General features: G+C 45.6%; 19 protein-coding genes, 1 pseudogene and 1 riboswitch. Of the genes and pseudogenes, 18 read left to right on the forward strand and 2 right to left on the reverse strand.

All coding sequences use genetic code 11. The features are described 5' to 3' along the window. Positions 1-39 precede the first annotated feature (39 nt). Complete coding sequence (locus tag RB160_RS12710; protein WP_316570771.1) at positions 40-1,500, forward strand: protein adenylyltransferase SelO; 1,461 nt, start codon at positions 40-42, stop codon at positions 1,498-1,500. A 43-nt stretch (positions 1,501-1,543) separates the two neighbouring features. Here the strand turns inward: RB160_RS12710 and RB160_RS12715 are convergent, their stop codons facing one another. Beyond that, the gene (locus RB160_RS12715) at positions 1,544-1,807 is read right to left on the reverse strand and encodes a hypothetical protein (protein WP_316570772.1); all 264 of its coding nucleotides are present in this window, start codon (positions 1,805-1,807) and stop codon (positions 1,544-1,546) included. Positions 1,808-1,976: 169 nt separating this feature from the next. Between RB160_RS12715 and RB160_RS12720 the strand changes: the two genes are divergently transcribed. The 17 genes and pseudogenes from RB160_RS12720 (at position 1,977) to RB160_RS12800 (ending at position 16,361) form a co-directional block, all read left to right on the forward strand. Then, a complete protein-coding gene (locus RB160_RS12720) occupies positions 1,977-2,594 on the forward strand; it encodes a LysE/ArgO family amino acid transporter (RefSeq protein ID WP_316570774.1) in 618 nt (205 codons plus the stop codon). 239 nt (positions 2,595-2,833) lie between these two features. Further along, a complete protein-coding gene (locus tag RB160_RS12725) occupies positions 2,834-3,937 on the forward strand; it encodes an ABC transporter ATP-binding protein (protein WP_316570776.1) in 1,104 nt (367 codons plus the stop codon). Beyond that, a complete protein-coding gene (locus RB160_RS12730; protein ID WP_316570778.1) occupies positions 3,934-4,746 on the forward strand; it encodes an ABC transporter permease in 813 nt (270 codons plus the stop codon). The genes RB160_RS12725 and RB160_RS12730 overlap by 4 nt, the downstream gene beginning before the upstream one ends. Continuing rightward, a complete protein-coding gene (locus tag RB160_RS12735; RefSeq protein ID WP_316570780.1) occupies positions 4,739-5,542 on the forward strand; it encodes an ABC transporter permease in 804 nt (267 codons plus the stop codon). The genes RB160_RS12730 and RB160_RS12735 overlap by 8 nt, the downstream gene beginning before the upstream one ends. Further along, the gene (locus RB160_RS12740; protein WP_316570782.1) at positions 5,539-6,612 is read left to right on the forward strand and encodes an ABC transporter substrate-binding protein; all 1,074 of its coding nucleotides are present in this window, start codon (positions 5,539-5,541) and stop codon (positions 6,610-6,612) included. Before RB160_RS12735 ends, RB160_RS12740 begins: the two co-directional genes overlap by 4 nt. A 272-nt stretch (positions 6,613-6,884) precedes the next feature. Then, complete coding sequence (locus tag RB160_RS12745; RefSeq protein ID WP_316570784.1) at positions 6,885-7,667, forward strand: amino acid ABC transporter substrate-binding protein; 783 nt, start codon at positions 6,885-6,887, stop codon at positions 7,665-7,667. Between the two features lie 80 nt (positions 7,668-7,747). Beyond that, entirely contained in the window at positions 7,748-8,407 is a 660-nt protein-coding gene (locus RB160_RS12750; RefSeq protein ID WP_316570786.1) for an amino acid ABC transporter permease, read from the forward strand. 15 nt (positions 8,408-8,422) lie between these two features. Further along, positions 8,423-9,169, forward strand: coding sequence for an amino acid ABC transporter ATP-binding protein (locus tag RB160_RS12755; protein ID WP_316570788.1), 747 nt, complete (start codon positions 8,423-8,425; stop codon positions 9,167-9,169). Positions 9,170-9,193: 24 nt separating this feature from the next. Continuing rightward, positions 9,194-9,799 carry a class I SAM-dependent methyltransferase gene (locus tag RB160_RS12760; protein WP_316570883.1) on the forward strand — a complete coding sequence of 202 codons (606 nt, stop codon included), beginning with the start codon at positions 9,194-9,196 and terminating at the stop codon, positions 9,797-9,799. A gap of 426 nt (positions 9,800-10,225) precedes the next feature. Then, a complete protein-coding gene (locus RB160_RS12765) occupies positions 10,226-10,393 on the forward strand; it encodes a hypothetical protein (RefSeq protein WP_316570790.1) in 168 nt (55 codons plus the stop codon). Between the two features lie 15 nt (positions 10,394-10,408). Beyond that, a pseudogene (locus tag RB160_RS12770) lies at positions 10,409-10,726 on the forward strand (redoxin domain-containing protein); the annotation flags it as partial. Between the two features lie 153 nt (positions 10,727-10,879). After that, positions 10,880-13,093 carry a sensor domain-containing protein gene (locus RB160_RS12775; RefSeq protein WP_316570792.1) on the forward strand — a complete coding sequence of 738 codons (2,214 nt, stop codon included), beginning with the start codon at positions 10,880-10,882 and terminating at the stop codon, positions 13,091-13,093. A gap of 133 nt (positions 13,094-13,226) precedes the next feature. Next, positions 13,227-13,391, forward strand: coding sequence for a hypothetical protein (locus tag RB160_RS12780; RefSeq protein WP_316570794.1), 165 nt, complete (start codon positions 13,227-13,229; stop codon positions 13,389-13,391). Next, positions 13,351-14,400, forward strand: coding sequence for an aldose epimerase family protein (locus RB160_RS12785; RefSeq protein WP_316570796.1), 1,050 nt, complete (start codon positions 13,351-13,353; stop codon positions 14,398-14,400). The genes RB160_RS12780 and RB160_RS12785 overlap by 41 nt, the downstream gene beginning before the upstream one ends. Positions 14,401-14,414: 14 nt before the next feature. Further along, the gene (locus RB160_RS12790; RefSeq protein WP_316570798.1) at positions 14,415-15,407 is read left to right on the forward strand and encodes a LacI family DNA-binding transcriptional regulator; all 993 of its coding nucleotides are present in this window, start codon (positions 14,415-14,417) and stop codon (positions 15,405-15,407) included. 50 nt (positions 15,408-15,457) lie between these two features. Further along, the gene (locus tag RB160_RS12795; RefSeq protein ID WP_316570800.1) at positions 15,458-15,955 is read left to right on the forward strand and encodes an NUDIX hydrolase; all 498 of its coding nucleotides are present in this window, start codon (positions 15,458-15,460) and stop codon (positions 15,953-15,955) included. A gap of 25 nt (positions 15,956-15,980) precedes the next feature. After that, positions 15,981-16,361: a YbaN family protein gene (locus RB160_RS12800; RefSeq protein WP_316570801.1), complete on the forward strand. Its 381-nt coding sequence runs from the start codon at positions 15,981-15,983 to the stop codon at positions 16,359-16,361. 161 nt (positions 16,362-16,522) lie between these two features. On the opposite strand, the gene RB160_RS12805 is transcribed toward RB160_RS12800, so the two are convergent. After that, a complete protein-coding gene (locus tag RB160_RS12805; protein WP_316570802.1) occupies positions 16,523-17,011 on the reverse strand; it encodes a QueT transporter family protein in 489 nt (162 codons plus the stop codon). 6 nt (positions 17,012-17,017) lie between these two features. Next, positions 17,018-17,062: riboswitch (PreQ1 riboswitch) on the reverse strand. Between the last annotated feature and the right edge of the window lie 159 nt (positions 17,063-17,221).

Below are 17,221 nucleotides of genomic sequence, written 5' to 3' on the forward strand. Positions count from 1 at the left end.
AACTGGTAAATGAAAAAAGGCAATTAGGAAGGAGATTCCATGGGTAACGAAATAGGCTGGAATTTTGACAACAGTTATATAAGGCTTCCGAAGCCATTTTATACGATGCTGGACCCTGATCCGGTCCGTGATCCGAAGCTCGCGGTCCTTAATGGCCCGCTTGCGGAATCACTCGGGCTTGATGCGAAGGAGTTGTCTACGGACGATGGCGTTGCGGTTTTGGCTGGGAACCGGGTACCCGAAGGCGCGGTACCATTGGCCCAGGCCTACGCCGGCCATCAGTTCGGCCATTTTACAATGCTCGGGGACGGGAGGGCTATCCTCCTTGGAGAGCATATCAGCCCCGATGGAAAAAGGTTTGATATCCAGCTGAAAGGCCCGGGCAGGACGCCTTATTCGCGCGGGGGTGACGGACGCGCGGCGCTAGGCCCGATGCTTAGGGAATACATCATTAGTGAAGCGATGCATGCACTTGGCATCCCAACGACCAGGAGCCTGGCGGTTGTGGAAACAGGGGAACCGGTATACCGGGAAACCGAGCTTCCCGGGGCAATCCTCACCCGGGTGGCGGCAAGCCATCTTCGCGTCGGCACGTTCCAATATGCTGCCGGTATGGGAGAAATCGATGAATTACGAGCCCTTGCCGATTATGCGATTGAGAGGCATTATCCGGAGATTGAATCCGAAGGGAATAAGTATTTGTGGCTTCTAAAGGAAGTCATAAAGCGCCAGGCCCGACTGATATCCCAATGGCAGCTTGTGGGCTTCATCCACGGTGTCATGAATACCGACAACATGACGATTAGCAGCGAGACGATTGATTATGGGCCGTGCGCCTTCATGGATGTGTACGACCCGGCGACTGTATTCAGTTCAATCGACAGGGAGGGCCGCTACGCCTATGGCAATCAGCCGTATATCGGAGCATGGAACCTCGCCCGTTTTGCCGAAACGTTATTGCCACTTCTCCATGAAGATGAGGAGGAGGCTCTTAAAATGGCCAATGAGGCGATTTCCGGTTTTGCGAAGCAGTTTCAACAGTACTGGCTGGACGGAATGAGGGCAAAGCTTGGGTTGACAAATGAGGAGGCGGAGGATGAAACACTCATCAGCGATCTTCTCAATTTAATGGAAAAATATCGTGCTGATTATACAAATACGTTCCGTGCTCTAACCTTCGACAAGCAGGAGGATACGCTCTTGCATGGAAAAGAAGAGTTTAAAAAATGGCATGCGCGCTGGCAGGAACGTCTTGGCAGGCTAAAGGATTCGAAGGAAGTTTCCCTTGAGTTGATGAGGCGAAGCAATCCAGCAGTCATCCCCAGGAACCATCGGGTGGAAGAGGCGCTTGACGCGGCGGTAAAGAAAGGGGATTACAGCGTGATGGAGAATCTCCTAACAGTATTGTCGAATCCATACGCCCATTCCCCTGAGCAGGAAGAGTACTGTAAACCGCCTGAACCAACGGGCTTGCCTTACAGAACTTTTTGCGGGACATAATATGAAAAGACGAACGGCTTACACGGCTGTTCGTCCTTTTTTCTTAACTCCAGCGATTTTCTATACCGAGCTCTTTATCTTCATATTCTTTCTTTGCCTTTTTTCTATATTGATACGATGTAAATATGAAACCAGCTAAAATAGCAAGAGTCCAATAATAATAGCTTTTTCCCTCATGGGAGGAAAAGGCTCTAAAACCAATATTCATTCCAATAATGATGAAAAATAGGGACAAAAAATAATAGAAGCGAACTCTCCAGCTAAACATGTATAGGCCAAGCGCCCACCATTTTTTCCGTTTCCCCATGCCGTTCTCCCTTTTTGCTTTTTGTTTATTATAGGGAGTAAGAGCCAGCTTTTCAATTAAGTGGATTTCGGACATGGCAGTTAGTGATTTGCTTTTTTTAAAAGGATGGTTTAGATTTACAAAATATATTGATAAGGAAAGAGTTTTTAATAGAAGGCAGGGGGATTGGATGGAAGCGCTCGTACATGGGATTTTATTGGCCTTTGGCTTAATTTTGCCGCTTGGCGTTCAGAATGTATTTATCTTTAATCAGGGGGCGACCCATAAAAAATTCTCAGAGGCCGTTCCGGCGGTTGTAACAGCAGGGATATGCGACACACTATTGATTTCAATGGCGGTTGCGGGCGTGTCTGTCATCGTCTTTAATTTCGGATGGATAAGGAATTTGTTTTTTCTAATAGGATTTTTATTCCTCGCATACATGGGCTGGTCCATTTGGAAATCTGCTGGCGATGGGGTCCGAAACGACGCACAGGCATCTTTTTCCGCTAAGCGGCAGGTCATATTCGCGGCATCGGTCTCGCTTCTAAACCCACATGCCATTCTAGACACAATCGGGGTAATCGGGACCGCATCCCTCGTTTATGTTGGATCTGAGAAGTGGCTGTTCACGCTAGCTTGTATAACCGTATCCTGGATCTGGTTTTTCTCGTTGGCGGTTGCTGGCAGGAGGGTTGGGCAGTTTAGCCAGAAAGGAATATTCCTGAAACGCCTAAACCAGGTGTCCGCATTCATTGTCTGGGGGATGGCAATATATATGGGATTTCAGATTCTCACTTACATATAATAGTACTCTATTAAATAGTCATGGGCCTTTTCCTCTTGGAGAAGGCTTTTTGGCTTATTAAAGAGGTTTTTATTATTATTTGCTCGCATTTTTTGTAAAAAATAGAAAGAATATTGAATTTTTGTCCCCCTCATGTATAATTGTTCCGAATGTACCATAGAGATTTGTCGAAAATCGACATGATTTGCCGGGAATAAAAGAGTTGTAATCATAAATAACGCCCGGAAAAGGAGGCTGCCATGAATAGTTCCGTAATTATTCAATTTGAGAATGTAACAAAGCAATACGACCAGGACCGCCCCGTACTCGATAACGTTAGCTTTGAGATTGAGAGAGGGAAGTTTTATACCCTGTTAGGTCCCTCAGGTTGCGGCAAGACGACCATTTTGAGGCTGATTGCTGGATTTACGGAGGCAACCTCCGGTGACATTTTTTTTAACGGGAAGAGAATTAACAGCCTTCCAGCGAATAAACGCCAGGTAAATACCGTTTTTCAGGATTATGCGCTGTTCCCTCATTTGAATGTGTTTGAAAATGTCGCGTTTGGCCTCCGAATTAAGAAAATGAAGGAAGCCGATATTAAAGTGAAGGTAAAGGAAGCCCTTCAGTTTGTAAACCTTGTTGGCTATGAAAATAGGGAAATTACAGAAATGTCCGGCGGCCAGCGCCAGCGTGTCGCGATTGCAAGGGCCATTGTCAATGAGCCAGAGGTCATCCTTCTCGATGAGCCGCTATCGGCGCTGGATTTGAAGCTGCGCACAGAGATGCAGTATGAATTGCGGGAACTTCAGCGCAGGCTTGGCATCACGTTCATCTTCGTCACGCACGACCAGGAAGAGGCGCTCGCGATGTCGGACGAAATCTTTGTCATTAATCATGGGAAAATTCAGCAGAGCGGTAGCCCGACTGATATTTATGATGAGCCGATCAACCGCTTTGTCGCCGATTTTATTGGAGAATCGAATATTGTCAAAGGGACAATGATACGCGATTATCTAGTTGAATTTACAGGCAAGCAGTTCGAGTGCGTCGACCAGGGGCTAAACCCGAATGAGCCGGTTGAAATTGTTATCCGTCCGGAGGATTTGGAAATCACCTCGCTTGAAAAGGGCAAGCTTCAGGTTCAGGTTGATTCCCAACTTTTCCGAGGCGTCCATTATGAACTGAGCTGCTACGACAATGCCGGTAACGAGTGGCTTGTCCACTCGACAAAAAAAGCGGCCGTTGGCGACCAGATTGGCTTGTATTTTGAGCCGGAAGCAATCCATGTTATGCGATTGGGTGAAACGGAAGAGGAATTTGACCGGCGGTTAGAGGCTTATAAGGATGGGGAAGGCGAATGAACCGGAACCTGACGCGCCAGCTATATATGCTGCCCTATACACTGTGGATGGTTTTCTTTGTCATTGTTCCTATTTTACTCGTAGTCTACTATTCTTTTCTTGATATTGACGGCCATTTTTCCCTGGAGAATTACCAACGGTTCTTTACGCCGGTCTATTTGAAGATGACCCTCAGTTCCTTTTGGTATGCATTTTTGATTACGCTGTTTTCCTTGCTTGTCGCTTATCCAACTGCGATGCTGCTGACGAAGACAAGGCATAAGCAGCTTTGGCTTTTGCTCATCATTGTTCCGTCCTGGATTAATTTGCTTCTAAAGGCATATGCATTCCTTGGCATTTTCGGCACGTATGGGGCAGCCAACCAGTTCCTTGAGACGATCGGGATCGGGACGAAGCAAATCCTGTTTACTGATTTCAGCTTTATTTTTGTTTCGGTTTATATTTTTATCCCGTTTATGATTATGCCAATCTTCAACTCGCTGAATGAATTGAACCCAGCGCTCATCGATGCAGCTAACGATCTTGGCGCATCGAAGTGGACGACTTTCAGCCGTGTAACCTTCCCGCTCACAATCGAAGGGGTAAAATCAGGCTGCCAGGTTGTCTTCATTCCGGCCCTTTCCCTGTTCATGCTGACAAGGCTGATTGCCGGAAACAGGGTTATCACGCTCGGAACAGCGATAGAGCAAAACTTCCTAGTAACCCAGGATTGGGGAATGGGTTCGACAATCGCGGTGTTTTTAATTATTGCGATGTTTGCCATTATGGCGATGACAGGCATCCGAAAGCGGGGTGTTTCACGTGGATAAAAGGCTGTCCCCACTCTCAAAACTGTTTTTGGCCCTGATATTCTTTATCCTGTATGCACCTATTTTCTTCCTGATCCTTTACTCTTTTAACAGCGGGGGGAAAATGTTCGGCTTTGAAGGGTTTACCCTAGAGTGGTACAAGGAATTGTTCAATGATACACGCCTGTTGATCATTGTCCTGAATACACTCGTCGTGGCGCTGCTTTCCGCGCTAATTGCTACGATTATCGGTGTCGGCGGCGCGCTTGGAATTCACTACATGAGAAAGCGTACGACGAAAAACACGTTATTGTCGCTTAATAATGTATTGATTGTCAGCCCTGACGTCATTATTGGGGCATCGTTCCTGATTTTATTTACCGTTTCTGGTTATAAACTCGGATTTTACTCGGTGCTGTTATCCCACATTGCGTTCAGCGTGCCAATCGTCGTCCTGATGGTCCTCCCTAAGTTGACCGAAATGAGTCCCACCTTGGTCGATGTTGCTAAGGACTTGGGAGCAAACAGCTGGGACGTGTTGACGAAGGTAGTTTTGCCTTATCTGACGCCGGGAATCATGGCTGGATTCTTCATGGCGCTGACCTATTCGCTTGATGATTTTGCAGTAACATTTTTTGTAACAGGTAACGGATTCAGTACGCTTTCGGTAGAAATTTATTCACTTGCACGCCGGGGCGTTTCCCTGAATATCAACGCTCTTTCGACGCTGTTGTTCCTGTTCACGGTCATTCTTGTGGTGGTTTACTACTTCATTACGCAACGGCAAAGGCCGGCCGGAATGGGGGTCCGTAAATGAAACAGCTAATGCGATTATTTATTTCAATCGTCCTTGCATCGGCCCTTTTGCTCGGGATTATCTCAAAACTCAATGCGTCCAAAGGGTATTCAGGCGGCAACACTTTGACGATTTACAACTGGGGAGATTACCTTGACCCCGATTTGATCAAGCGGTTTGAAAAAGAAACCGGCATCAGCGTTGTCTATGAAACTTTCGATTCGAACGAAGCGATGATGACAAAGATCAAGCAGGGCGGGACAGCCTATGATATTGCTGTTCCTTCTGAATATATGATCGACAAGATGCGTGAGGAGGATTTGCTGATCCCCCTCGACCATTCCAAGCTTCCGAATCTAAAAAACATCGATCCGCGTTTCATGGATTTGCCATTCGATCCCGAAAATAAGTATTCAGTTCCTTATTTCTGGGGGACGGTTGGAGTTGTCTATAATCCAGAAATGCTTGGTGGAAAAAAGATTACAAGCTGGAACGACCTATGGGATCCGGATTTGAAAAATGAAATCCTTTTGATCGATGGCGCCCGTGAGGTAATTGGCATGGGGCTGAACAGCCTTGGCTACTCGCTGAATGATACGGACAAAAACCACCTCCAACAGGCAAAAGCTAAGCTCGATAAGCTAACGCCGAATATCAAGGCGATTGTCGGCGATGAAATCAAGATGCTGTTGGAGAATGAAGAAGCTGCAATCGGGATTGTTTGGTCCGGGGTGGCTGCTGATATTATGGGAGAAAACGAAGACATTGAATATGTCGTCCCAAGTGAAGGATCGAATCTATGGTTCGATAACATGGTCATACCGAAGACGGCGAAAAACACAGAAGCAGCCCATAAGTTCCTCAATTTCATACTTGACGCCAAAATTGCCGCCCAGAATACGGAATGGGTATATTATTCAACACCGAACAAGGAAGCCCTGAAGTATATGCCGGAGGAAATGACGTCAGACGAGCGCTTCTATCCTTCCGAAGAACTGACAGAAAAACTTGAGGTGTACGAAAACTTAGGACCGCGGAACCTGGCCTATTACAACCAGCTCTTCCTAGAATTTAAAATGCACAGAAAATAAATTTTGAAGGCACCCGGTTGGGTGCCTTTCTTTGTTGAGAAATGCGAACAGTGCCTGTCACCCTTCCCGAAAAATCTTGTTTCACAGTAGTCTTTTCGCCCCGAATAAATGCCCCCTCCTATGTGAATGCCCCTCTAATTGGTAATTTTGTGAATATTATTTGGGCTATTGTCCAATATATATTTTAGTGTTATAATCTGATAGTGTGATAATATGGTAACGTACTAAAGCGATTTTAACTAAAATAAACTTACAAAAAGGATGGTCAACATATGAAACGTTTAGCGATGATTACATTTCTTGTCTCAGCGTTGTTTATGGTTCTTACAGGATGTTCGGGCAGTTCCACTTCAGGAAAAGGGAACGGCGATACGCTCGTAATTGGAATTGATGATAAGTTCGCGCCGATGGGCTTCCGTGATGAAAACAACGAGCTTGTCGGGTTTGATATCGATTATGCCAAAGCAGCGGCGAAGGAAATGGGTATGAAGGTGAAATTCCAGCCAATCGACTGGAAAACAAAGGAGTCTGAGCTTAGCAGCGGACGGATTGACTTGATTTGGAACGGTTACACTATTACGGACGAACGAAAGAAAAAGGTTCTTTTCACAAAGCCTTATCTTGAAAATGCACAGGTAGTCGTAACACTTGCCAATTCAGACATCGAAACTCTCGCTGACCTGGAAGGAAAAGTCGTTGGGCTGCAATCTTTGTCTTCTGCGTCTGATGCGCTTGATGCGGACCCGGTTAAGCCGAAAATAAAAAAAGTGACTGAATTTGCCGATAACGTCATGGCTCTCAACGACTTGAAGAGCGGCCGGCTTGATGCGGTCGTCATCGATGAAGTTGTTATAAATTACTACATGGCGAAACAAGAAAACACATTCAAAATCCTCGACGAAAGCCTGGCGCCGGAACAATACGGAGTTGGTGTGAAAAAGGGGAATGAAGAGCTTCGCGATAAGCTGCAGAAAGCCCTTGATAAACTCAATGAAGACGGCACCGCCGCCGAGGTTTCGAAAAAATGGTTTGGGGAAGACAAAGTATTAAAATAAAAGCCAAATAAAGAAACAAAACAGGATTTCCGGGGGAAACCCTGTTTTGTTTTCGCTTAGTGAACCCGGAGGAATTACGTATGTCTCTCGATTATATTATTTCAATCAGCGGGCCGATGCTTGAAGGGGCAAAAATGACAATTCTGTTGTTTTTCATCGCCATCATCGCGTCCATCCCGTTAGGATTTTTACTTACACTTGCAGTGAAGAGCAGCTTCAAGCCACTATCTTGGCTTGCCCAGGGATATATTTATGTCATGCGAGGCACGCCGCTGTTGCTTCAGCTCCTGTTCATCTGTTTCGGCCTGCCGATGATTCCCGTAATCGGCGAATACCTTGTCCTTGATCGATTTGTCGCCGCCTCACTTGGATTTGTGCTGAACTATGCGGCTTATTTTGCTGAAATCTTTCGCGGCGGCCTGCTCGCCATCGACAGGGGCCAGTATGAAGCCGCACAGGTGCTCGGCCTGAATAAATGGCAAACAACAGTAAGGGTCATCCTCCCTCAAATGTTCAGGATTGCCCTTCCGGCCGTTGCGAACGAATCTGTAACACTTGTGAAAGATACGGCACTGCTTTACGCGGTCGCGGTACCGGAGCTGCTCCATTTTGCCCAGACCGCGGTCAACAGGGATTTCACCATCGTTCCATTCTTCGTCGCCGGGGTCATTTACCTTGCTATGACATTGGTACTCACGGCAATTTTCAAATCGGTGGAACGGAACTTTAAATTTGAATAGAAAGGGGTGGGGAAAATGGCTATCATTGAAGTAAGCAATCTTAAAAAGTCTTTCGGCCAAGCCGAAGTACTGAAGGATATTTCTTTCAGCGTAAATAAAAATGAAGTAATCGCCATTATCGGGCCTTCCGGTTCGGGAAAAAGCACGATGCTCCGCAGCCTCGTCCAGCTCGAAAAAATTGACGGGGGCAGCATAGCCGTAGACGGCGAATACCTCGCAAAGGACGGCGTCTATCCAAGCCAGCAAGAAATTAAAAGGATTACAGCGAAGATGGGAATGGTATTTCAGCATTTTAACTTATTTCCTCACTTGACCGTGAAAGAGAACCTCGAACTTGCGCCAAAGGTAGTAAAGAAGGAAGCATCCGAAGGACTTAAGAACCGGACCGAGGAGCTTTTGGGGAAAATTGGCCTCTCTGGCCATGTGAACGCCTACCCGGCAAAGCTTTCAGGCGGCCAGAAGCAAAGGGTTGCGATTGCCCGGGCCCTCATGATGGATCCTGAAATCCTCCTCTTTGATGAGCCCACATCAGCTCTTGACCCTGAATTGACGGGTGAAGTGCTCCAGGTTATGAAGAAGCTTGCCGAAGAGCATATGACCATGCTTATCGTCACGCACGAAATGGGATTTGCCCGCGAGGTGGCGGACCATGTTATATTCATGGATAATGGGGAAATCATCGAATCGGGTCCTCCTTCCGAGATTTTCACTAACCCCCTTAACGAACGGACGAAGGCGTTTTTAACCCGGACCCTGAAGTAATTAAAGGAAGAGATGCAAGTGGAAATGGAACGCTATAAAGATGCTTTATTGAATATCAAAACCGCCGGCAGCCAAAAAGGGTTTTTAAAGTCGGTTCATTACCATCCTTATGAACCGACCCCGTATGACGCGCTCGATGCCCTGTTTACTGAATACCAGCTCGGAAGCCGGGACAGCCTTGTCGACTTTGGCTGCGGCAAGGGCAGGTTGCCGTTCTATGCCAATTACGTATTCAACGCGCATGTTACCGGCGTTGAGATGAACGAGGTTTTTTACCACGAGGCAATCCAGAATAGGAATAGCTATCTATCGAAAATGAAAAACCGCGCTGACAAAATCCATTTCCATTGCTGCCTTGCCGAAGACTATCAAATCCAGCCTGGGGAAAATAAGTTCTACTTTTTTAACCCGTTTACTCTGTCGATTTTTATAAAAGTTGTCAATCGGATCCTCGAATCGGCAGAGGAAAGCCCCAGGGACATTGACTTGATTCTATATTACCCGTCCGGTGATTATATCCAGTTCCTCGAATACGACACAGGCTTCGAGCTGATAAAAGAGGTCGTTTTGCCGAATTTGTACGAAAAAAATCCAAATGAGCGGTTCCTTGTGTACCGAAATGAAGTATAAAGGGGCATTCCGTTTAATGACGGTGTGCTTTTTTCTGTTTTGGAAGATTGGAACGGAGTTGAATTAAAAATCAGTAGCAAAAATTCTACTTTTCGTATACTTTAACACAATTTCACTTGTTTCAAATAAGGCATGAAAATTTATTCGCCCCATTATTTTTGACATTCACCCCATTTTTAAAATTATTCGCCCTATAATTTTCTCTATTCGCCTTTATCTAAAAATTCAGAAAGAAATAAGGGGAAGATTTTTCTCAAAAACATCCCCGCATAATCAGGAGATTCTAATAAATTCCTCTTTGGTCTGCTGAAAGAGGTTCTTCATCCGTACTCATACCTGAATTGTTAAATAATTCACAAACTTGATTCTTGCTCTCCCAAAACGGTACGTTATACTTATCATATATAGGTTGAAAGGGGATCACACATGCACAAGCGGAGTTTTTTGCGGACCATTTTATTCCTTGCAGCTTTCGCGCTCGTTTTGGCTGGCTGTTCAGGAAAAAAAGTCCTCCTCGATGAACAGGGCAAGGAAGTATCACTTGAAAATAAGGACAAGCCGACCCTCGTCTTTTTCTTCACCGGCAATACCTGAGACTACTGTAAATCGCAACTGGTCGAGTTGCAGAATAATAAGGAATTATTTGCCGATTTTCCGGGAGATATTTATGCATTAAGCGCTGCTTCTCCGGAAGACCATAAGGAAATGAAGAAAGAGCTTGGCCTTGACTATACTCTTCTCTCCGATAAATATTTAACGCTTATAGACAAGGCAAAAATGAAGGATCCTAGCGGTCCCAAGTCAGTGAGGGGCTTTGCGATTCTTGACAAGACTGGAAAGGTCCTGGAATCCCAACAGCTAGATCCGTTTGGCGATCAGGTTGGGGATATCATTCCGTATGCGGCCCAAAAGGTTAGCGGACAATAGCAATTTCACACCCGTTTGTTCCCTCTGGGGCAGGCGGGTGTTTTTTTGACAAAAGGGCCCATAAAAAACCACATTGAGCTATTTGTGGAAATTTGTTATTTTAAGAGTATCAGAAAAAATGCCGGAAAAATTATGCAGCATTAAGGGGACAATATGAAAACAAGGCCTTTCAGCAAGAATAAAGGAAAACTAATTTTGCTTTTCTTCATCGGTTTGGTACTGATTTCTGAAATCGGTTCCATGTTTCTTCCTACTAACAAACAGTTTTTTCATTTCACTGCCCTGATTGTTTCGGGCCTTTTAATTCTCGCTGTCCTTAAAGGGGTGGACTTGACAGCGGAGGAACTTCAGAAAAACAGGCAGCGGCTGAGAGACATTTTTGATACGCTGGATGTCGCGATTTGGTCGCATGATATGAAATCGGATTATCTGATGGTCACTCCTGGAATAGAAAAGCTTTATGGTTATACTCTCAAGGATTTTTACGAGGATCACGAGCTTTGGAAAAAGGTGATTCACCCTGATGACCAAGCAGTTTTGCCGATAAGGGAGCAGGCTTTTGCAAGAGGGGAAACAATGACGAGCGTCTACCGGATCATCCGTCCAGACGGTGAAATCCGCTGGATACAAGACCGGGGAATTCCGACAGTCAAGAATGGGGAGCTAGTCGATTTTAGCTCAGTGCTTTTTGACATAACGGATCGAAAAGAGAGTGAAAACCGTTATAAAAGCCTCGTTGAGATGTCACCTGACATTATTGCTGTTTACAGCAGGGGAAAGATTGATTATATAAACGAAACCGGCGCGATGATTTTTGGGGCGGAATGCCCAAAGAAAATAATCGGGATGCCGCTCTCAAGCCTCGTTCCGAAGTCGGTTATCAGCGAGATGCGATACCGCGAGCTGACCATTGGGAATGAAGCCGGGGAAAAAATAAGTTTAGAGTTCCAGACAGCAAAGCTTGATGGTACAAGGATCGACCTTGAAATGGTTTCGATGCCGATCTTTTTTGAAGGCAGGGCGGCACGGCAAATTGTGGGCCGTGATATTACCGAACGGAAAAAGGCTGAACAGACTATCCAGCATATGGCCTATTATGATGGCCTGACCGGATTGCCAAACAGGAACCGGTTTAGGGAAAAACTGAACGAGGCGCTTCAAAGCCAAGGAACGCAAAAGCTCGCGGTCCTGTTTCTTGACCTCGACCGTTTTAAAATCATCAATGATACGAAAGGGCATACTGTTGGCGATCTTTTGTTAAAAGCGGTCGCATTAAGGCTCACCCAGGCTGTTAAAAAGGATGGCATCGTTTCCCGCCAGGGTGGCGATGAGTTCATCATTCTGTTGTACGACGCCAGCCGAGAAAAGATTGTAAGGGTCTCAAAAAGGATCTTAAATGATTTTTCAAGGCCATTTGGAATCAATGGCGAGGAATTTTATGTAACACCGAGCATCGGCATTAGTATTGCCCCTACCGACGGGTTTGACGGGGAAACTTTAATCAAAAATGCCGATACAGCAATGTACCTGGCAAAGGACCGCGGGAAAAATAACTATCAGTTCTTTTCTTCGCACCTCCATGGGCTTTCTTCCAGGAAAATGGAGCTCGAAACGGGGTTGAGAAAGGCGATTGAACAAGGCCAGCTCACGCTTTATTACCAACCGCAGGTGGAACTTGAAACCGGAAACATCATCGGCGTTGAGTCGCTGATAAGATGGATGCATCCCGATAAAGGGCTTGTCCCACCATCGGAATTCATTCCGCTTGCCGAGGAAACCGGTCTCATCGTCCCAATTGGGAAATGGGTGCTGAAAAAGGCATGCGAACAGCATCGGATGTGGCAGGAAAAAGGGTATCCGCCGTTGACCGTTTCCGTCAATATTTCCGTCCGGCAGTTCCAGGATGATAACTTTGTCGATACAGTAAAAAGAATACTAATGGAAACCGATATGGACCCTAGTTCACTTGAACTCGAGATAACCGAGAGCATTATGCAGAACATCGAGCGCTCCATCACCATCCTCGGACAATTGACCGAGTTGGGGGTAAAAATAGCCCTTGATGATTTTGGTACAGGTTATTCATCCTTAAGTAATCTTAAACACTTGCCAATTGATACGATTAAAATCGATAAATCATTTCTTGATGATATTGAAGCCGAGGCGCTTGAAGGCGCGATGGTCAAGACAATTCTCGATATGGGCTTAAATATGCGATTCCATGTTATTGCCGAAGGAATTGAAAAACAGGAACAGGTCGGCTACCTGGTTTCAAACGGATGCACCGTCGGCCAAGGCTACCATTTCAGCCGTCCGCTTCCCGCCCCACAGGTTGAAAAACTACTGAATAAACCGATTCCCGTTTGAGTTGCGGGACAAACAGAGGCAAATCCTCCTGAATAGCGGGGATTTGCCTTTTTTGTAAAGACGAGAATAGCGAAAACGAAAACATAAAATAGCTTTTTAAGAGTGCAAGAGGTTGCAAAAGAAGGGGTTTTGTATGAATATGGCTTTTAGAGGCACTGTTAGGAAAACCGCAAAAAGCGTTTCAGAAGAGTTACCAATTCAGCACCTTTTCGTGATGCAAGTGATAAAAAATGAAAAGTTTTGGGAGGGATCAGAAAATGGAAGTGATGATAAAGAAATTTGGGGAGCTGGATGGTAAAACTGTCAATAAGATATCCATAACGAACCATAACGGCATGGGGCTCACTTGTCTGGACTATGGATGCATTATTACCGAAATCCGTGTTCCGGATTCAAAAGGCGACATTGAAAACGTAGTGCTCGGCTTCGACAATCTTGAAGATTATCTTCAGCACTCGCCTTATTTCGGGGCAGTTGTCGGCAGGGTTGCCGGAAGAATAAAGGATGGCCGCTTCAGCCTTGATGGCCATGATTATGTCCTCGCCAAAAATAATAATGGCAACCATCTTCATGGAGGGCTGAAGGGGCTCGACAAGGTCATTTGGGATGCCAAAGTCCACGCGGAGGGTCCTGTTGCCAAGATTGAATTTACATATGAAAATCCTGACGGCGAGGAAGGCTACCCCGGCAACGTTTCACTCAGGACAGTCTATACTCTAACAGATGAGAACGAACTTATTGTCGAATTTTTTGGAACAACGGACAGGAAGACAATCCTTAACCTGACCAACCATACGTATTTCAATTTGGCCGGAAACTCAAAAACGACAGTTCTTGGGCACACGCTCAAGTTGGATAGCGAAAGATTCCTTGAGTTAGATGAAAATCTCATTCCGACCGGAAATGTGCTGGATGTTGAAGGCACTGCCTTCGATTTCCGGAAGGGGAGAAAGCTTTCGGACGGTCCTGTTTCGAGCCATGAGCAAAATCTTCTTGCCGGAAAAGGCTATGACCACCCGTTTGTACTGAGTAAAAAGAAGGGCGCAGTCATTGAATTGCGCTGTGATGATAACGGAAGGAGAGTGGAAGTCGAAACAAATCAGCCCGCGGTCGTTGTTTATACTTCGAACCAATTGGATGGCGACTTCCTGCTCAGCGGGGGTGCAAAGCCGGAACCGTATTTAGCCATCTGCCTTGAGACTCAGAATTATCCGGATGCGATAAACCATCCCCATTTTCCCTCCACCGTAATTGATGAAGGCGAGGAGTATTATTCGTTTACAAAGTTTACATTCAAAACCGTGTAGAAGGGGAAGGGAAAATGGCCACCATTAAGGACATTGCCACAAAAGCCGGGGTTTCCATAGCCACTGTTTCCCGGGTATTGAATTATGATCCCTCATTGTCCGTAAGTGATGAAACAAAAAAGAGTATTTTCGAGGCTGCGGAAGAACTCTCCTATAAGAAGCGGGGGACAAAAAAGTTTTCTTCAACAAAGATAGCCATTATCCACTGGTATACGGAAATTGAGGAACTGAATGACTTGTACTATATGTCAATCCGCCTCGGCATTGAGAAACGCTGCAAACAGCACGGCATTTCTATTAAGAAATATTTTTTGGATGATATGGATGAATTGAAAAAGCTGGATATTAAAGGGATCATCGCCATTGGGAAATTTAGTGAAAAGCAGGTGAGCCAGATGGAGTCAATCACCGGCAATATCGTGTTCGTGGACTCCTCTCCTTCAGATGAAAAATTTGATTCCATCGTCATTGATTTTAAAGCAGCGACCAAACGTGTCCTCGATTACATAATTGCAAAAGGGCACACCGAAATCGGGTATATAGGCGGCAGGGAAACCTTTAAAGACCAAACGGCCGAGATTGCCGATGAAAGGGAAATCACCTTCCGCAGTTACATGAAGGAGCTTGGCCTGTTCAAAGAGGACGCCTTTTATATCGGAGCGTTTAAGGTGGAATCTGGCCATGAGTTGATGGCCAAGGCGATAAAGGACCATGGGAGCCGGCTGCCAACGGCATTTTTTACGGGGAATGACTCGATTGCTATTGGCGCGTTGAGAGCCCTGCATGAGGCAGAAATCGATGTACCCGGGCGTGTTTCCGTAATAGGGGTAAATGATATAAGCATTTCGAAATACATCCACCCCCCTCTATCAACGGTCAGAATCTACACCGAACTGATGGGTGAAACCGCGGTTGATACACTTGTTGAGAGGCTGGATGGCCGGACAGTAGCCAAAAAAGTTTATATCGCTACAAAACTTGTTGTAAGAAAAAGCAGCAATGAATAGTAAAAAATGGTACGATATAAGTTCATTCTGCCATTTTGGAGGGAAACCCTATGCCTGAGTTTTGGGATGTATATGACCGGAACAGGAACAAAACAGGAAGAACAGCAATCCGTGGGGAAAAACTCGCACCGGGGGAATTTCATCTTGTCGTCCATATTTGGATAATGAACAGTAATGGGGAGTATTTGATCCAGAAACGCGCCCCACATGTGAAGGGCTTCCCGAATATGTGGGCTACCACAGGTGGTGCCGCGGTCATGGGCGATGACAGCGCTGCCGCATGTGTCCGGGAAACGAAGGAGGAGCTTGGCATCATTCCTGATATGGAAAAAGCCGAGATTGCTTTTACTGTTTTTAGAGAGAAGAGCATTTCGGACGTATGGCTCATCAGGCAAAATGTCGACATCACGAAATGCGTCCTTCAGGAAGAGGAAGTAAGCGCGGTGAAATGGGCCACAGCCGAAGAAATCCTTTCCATGGCCAACCGCGGCGAATTTGTCCATTATCGGTACCTGCAGGAATTGTTCGCTTCTGCATTGCCTGCATAGTAGTTATTTTTTCCGAAAGGAGTCGTTGGATATCGTCAAGAAGCCGCTCCGCCTGCTTTTTATCTTGGCGGGATTCCTGTCTCTCGGGCTTGGCATAATCGGAATTGTGCTGCCGGTTATTCCGACCACACCGCTGCTATTGTTGGCGTCGTACTGTTTTATGCGGGGCTCGAAGAAGTTTGAGGCATGGTTCAAAGAAAGCCGGCTGTATAAAAAACATCTCGAAGGCTTTGTGAAAAAACGGGAAATGACGTTAAAACAAAAGCTCTCTGTCCTCCTCTTTGCCGACTGCATGATCGCCATCCCGTTCATCATGACAGACAGCTGGATCCTTAGGGCGGGGCTGGCAGCCGTTGTTCTATACAAATACTATTACTTTTTCACTAAAATCAAGACGATTGAATAACAGCGCTCCTTCCCTTGGATTACGGGAGGGGCGCTTCTTTTTTGATATCTTACCAAGATGGAAAAAATAGTACAAAATGTTTAACCCCTTGGAAATAGGGCAAGGCCGAATGAATAAAATATCGAAAAAGGCCAAACCCGAACAGGTCTGGCCCTCATCTATTAGTCAATAAGCTTTTCAAAATTGATGCGTTTATGAATAGCATACATCAATGGGGCGCCGACCGTAAGGACAACGAATTCACCAAATGCAACTGCCAGCCAAGTGGCGAAAAATGGGAATCCTGCGGCAATATTCAATTCCCAGGCAATCAGGAACATTGTGAATGTAAAGACCACAGTATTGATCGCCATGCGAGCCCAAATTCCTTTAATATACCGCGATGAAAACATGGTAATCAAAAGGGCCAGTACCGATTGGCCGAAGCCGAAAATAAGGTCAAGGCCGGGATTTGGCGAAAGGAAAAGGTTCGCCAGGAAAACGCCAAGAATAATCCCAAAAAAATACTTTTTGTTAAATACGATGAGATGGTTGAACATCTCTGATAAACGGAATTGGATATTTGAGAAGCTTAGCGGCTGGATCAAAAACGTCACCACAATATACAGCGCCGCAATAATCCCGTTCACTGCCAATGATTTAATTTTCATCTTTCTCTCTCCTTAGTTTTTTAGCGTGGGAGGTTCTCGAACCACGTCGGGCTTTACCCGAAAGTAAAATTATAATGCGCGCATTATTCTTCGTCAACAGGGTGGGCTTATCTTCCAGATGTATTTAATTTAGACTTATCAATAGGAATGCTTTGGAAGATCAAAGCATTATATTTCTTCCCAAGTCATAAAAGTAATACTAAAAGACTG

This window comes from Neobacillus sp. YIM B06451, from assembly GCF_032667185.1.
Classification (GTDB): Bacteria; Bacillota; Bacilli; order Bacillales; family Cytobacillaceae; genus Bacillus_D.

Coding starts and splice junctions, on each gene's coding strand:
- RB160_RS12710 (WP_316570771.1), top strand. CDS start 40: ATGGGTAACGAAATAGGCTGGAATTTTGACAACAGTTATATAAGGCTT.
- RB160_RS12715 (WP_316570772.1), bottom strand. CDS start 1,807: ATGGGGAAACGGAAAAAATGGTGGGCGCTTGGCCTATACATGTTTAGC.
- RB160_RS12720 (WP_316570774.1), top strand. CDS start 1,977: ATGGAAGCGCTCGTACATGGGATTTTATTGGCCTTTGGCTTAATTTTG.
- RB160_RS12725 (WP_316570776.1), top strand. CDS start 2,834: ATGAATAGTTCCGTAATTATTCAATTTGAGAATGTAACAAAGCAATAC.
- RB160_RS12730 (WP_316570778.1), top strand. CDS start 3,934: ATGAACCGGAACCTGACGCGCCAGCTATATATGCTGCCCTATACACTG.
- RB160_RS12740 (WP_316570782.1), top strand. CDS start 5,539: ATGAAACAGCTAATGCGATTATTTATTTCAATCGTCCTTGCATCGGCC.
- RB160_RS12745 (WP_316570784.1), top strand. CDS start 6,885: ATGAAACGTTTAGCGATGATTACATTTCTTGTCTCAGCGTTGTTTATG.
- RB160_RS12750 (WP_316570786.1), top strand. CDS start 7,748: ATGTCTCTCGATTATATTATTTCAATCAGCGGGCCGATGCTTGAAGGG.
- RB160_RS12755 (WP_316570788.1), top strand. CDS start 8,423: ATGGCTATCATTGAAGTAAGCAATCTTAAAAAGTCTTTCGGCCAAGCC.
- RB160_RS12760 (WP_316570883.1), top strand. CDS start 9,194: ATGGAACGCTATAAAGATGCTTTATTGAATATCAAAACCGCCGGCAGC.
- RB160_RS12765 (WP_316570790.1), top strand. CDS start 10,226: ATGCACAAGCGGAGTTTTTTGCGGACCATTTTATTCCTTGCAGCTTTC.
- RB160_RS12775 (WP_316570792.1), top strand. CDS start 10,880: ATGAAAACAAGGCCTTTCAGCAAGAATAAAGGAAAACTAATTTTGCTT.
- RB160_RS12780 (WP_316570794.1), top strand. CDS start 13,227: ATGAATATGGCTTTTAGAGGCACTGTTAGGAAAACCGCAAAAAGCGTT.
- RB160_RS12785 (WP_316570796.1), top strand. CDS start 13,351: ATGGAAGTGATGATAAAGAAATTTGGGGAGCTGGATGGTAAAACTGTC.
- RB160_RS12790 (WP_316570798.1), top strand. CDS start 14,415: ATGGCCACCATTAAGGACATTGCCACAAAAGCCGGGGTTTCCATAGCC.
- RB160_RS12795 (WP_316570800.1), top strand. CDS start 15,458: ATGCCTGAGTTTTGGGATGTATATGACCGGAACAGGAACAAAACAGGA.
- RB160_RS12805 (WP_316570802.1), bottom strand. CDS start 17,011: ATGAAAATTAAATCATTGGCAGTGAACGGGATTATTGCGGCGCTGTAT.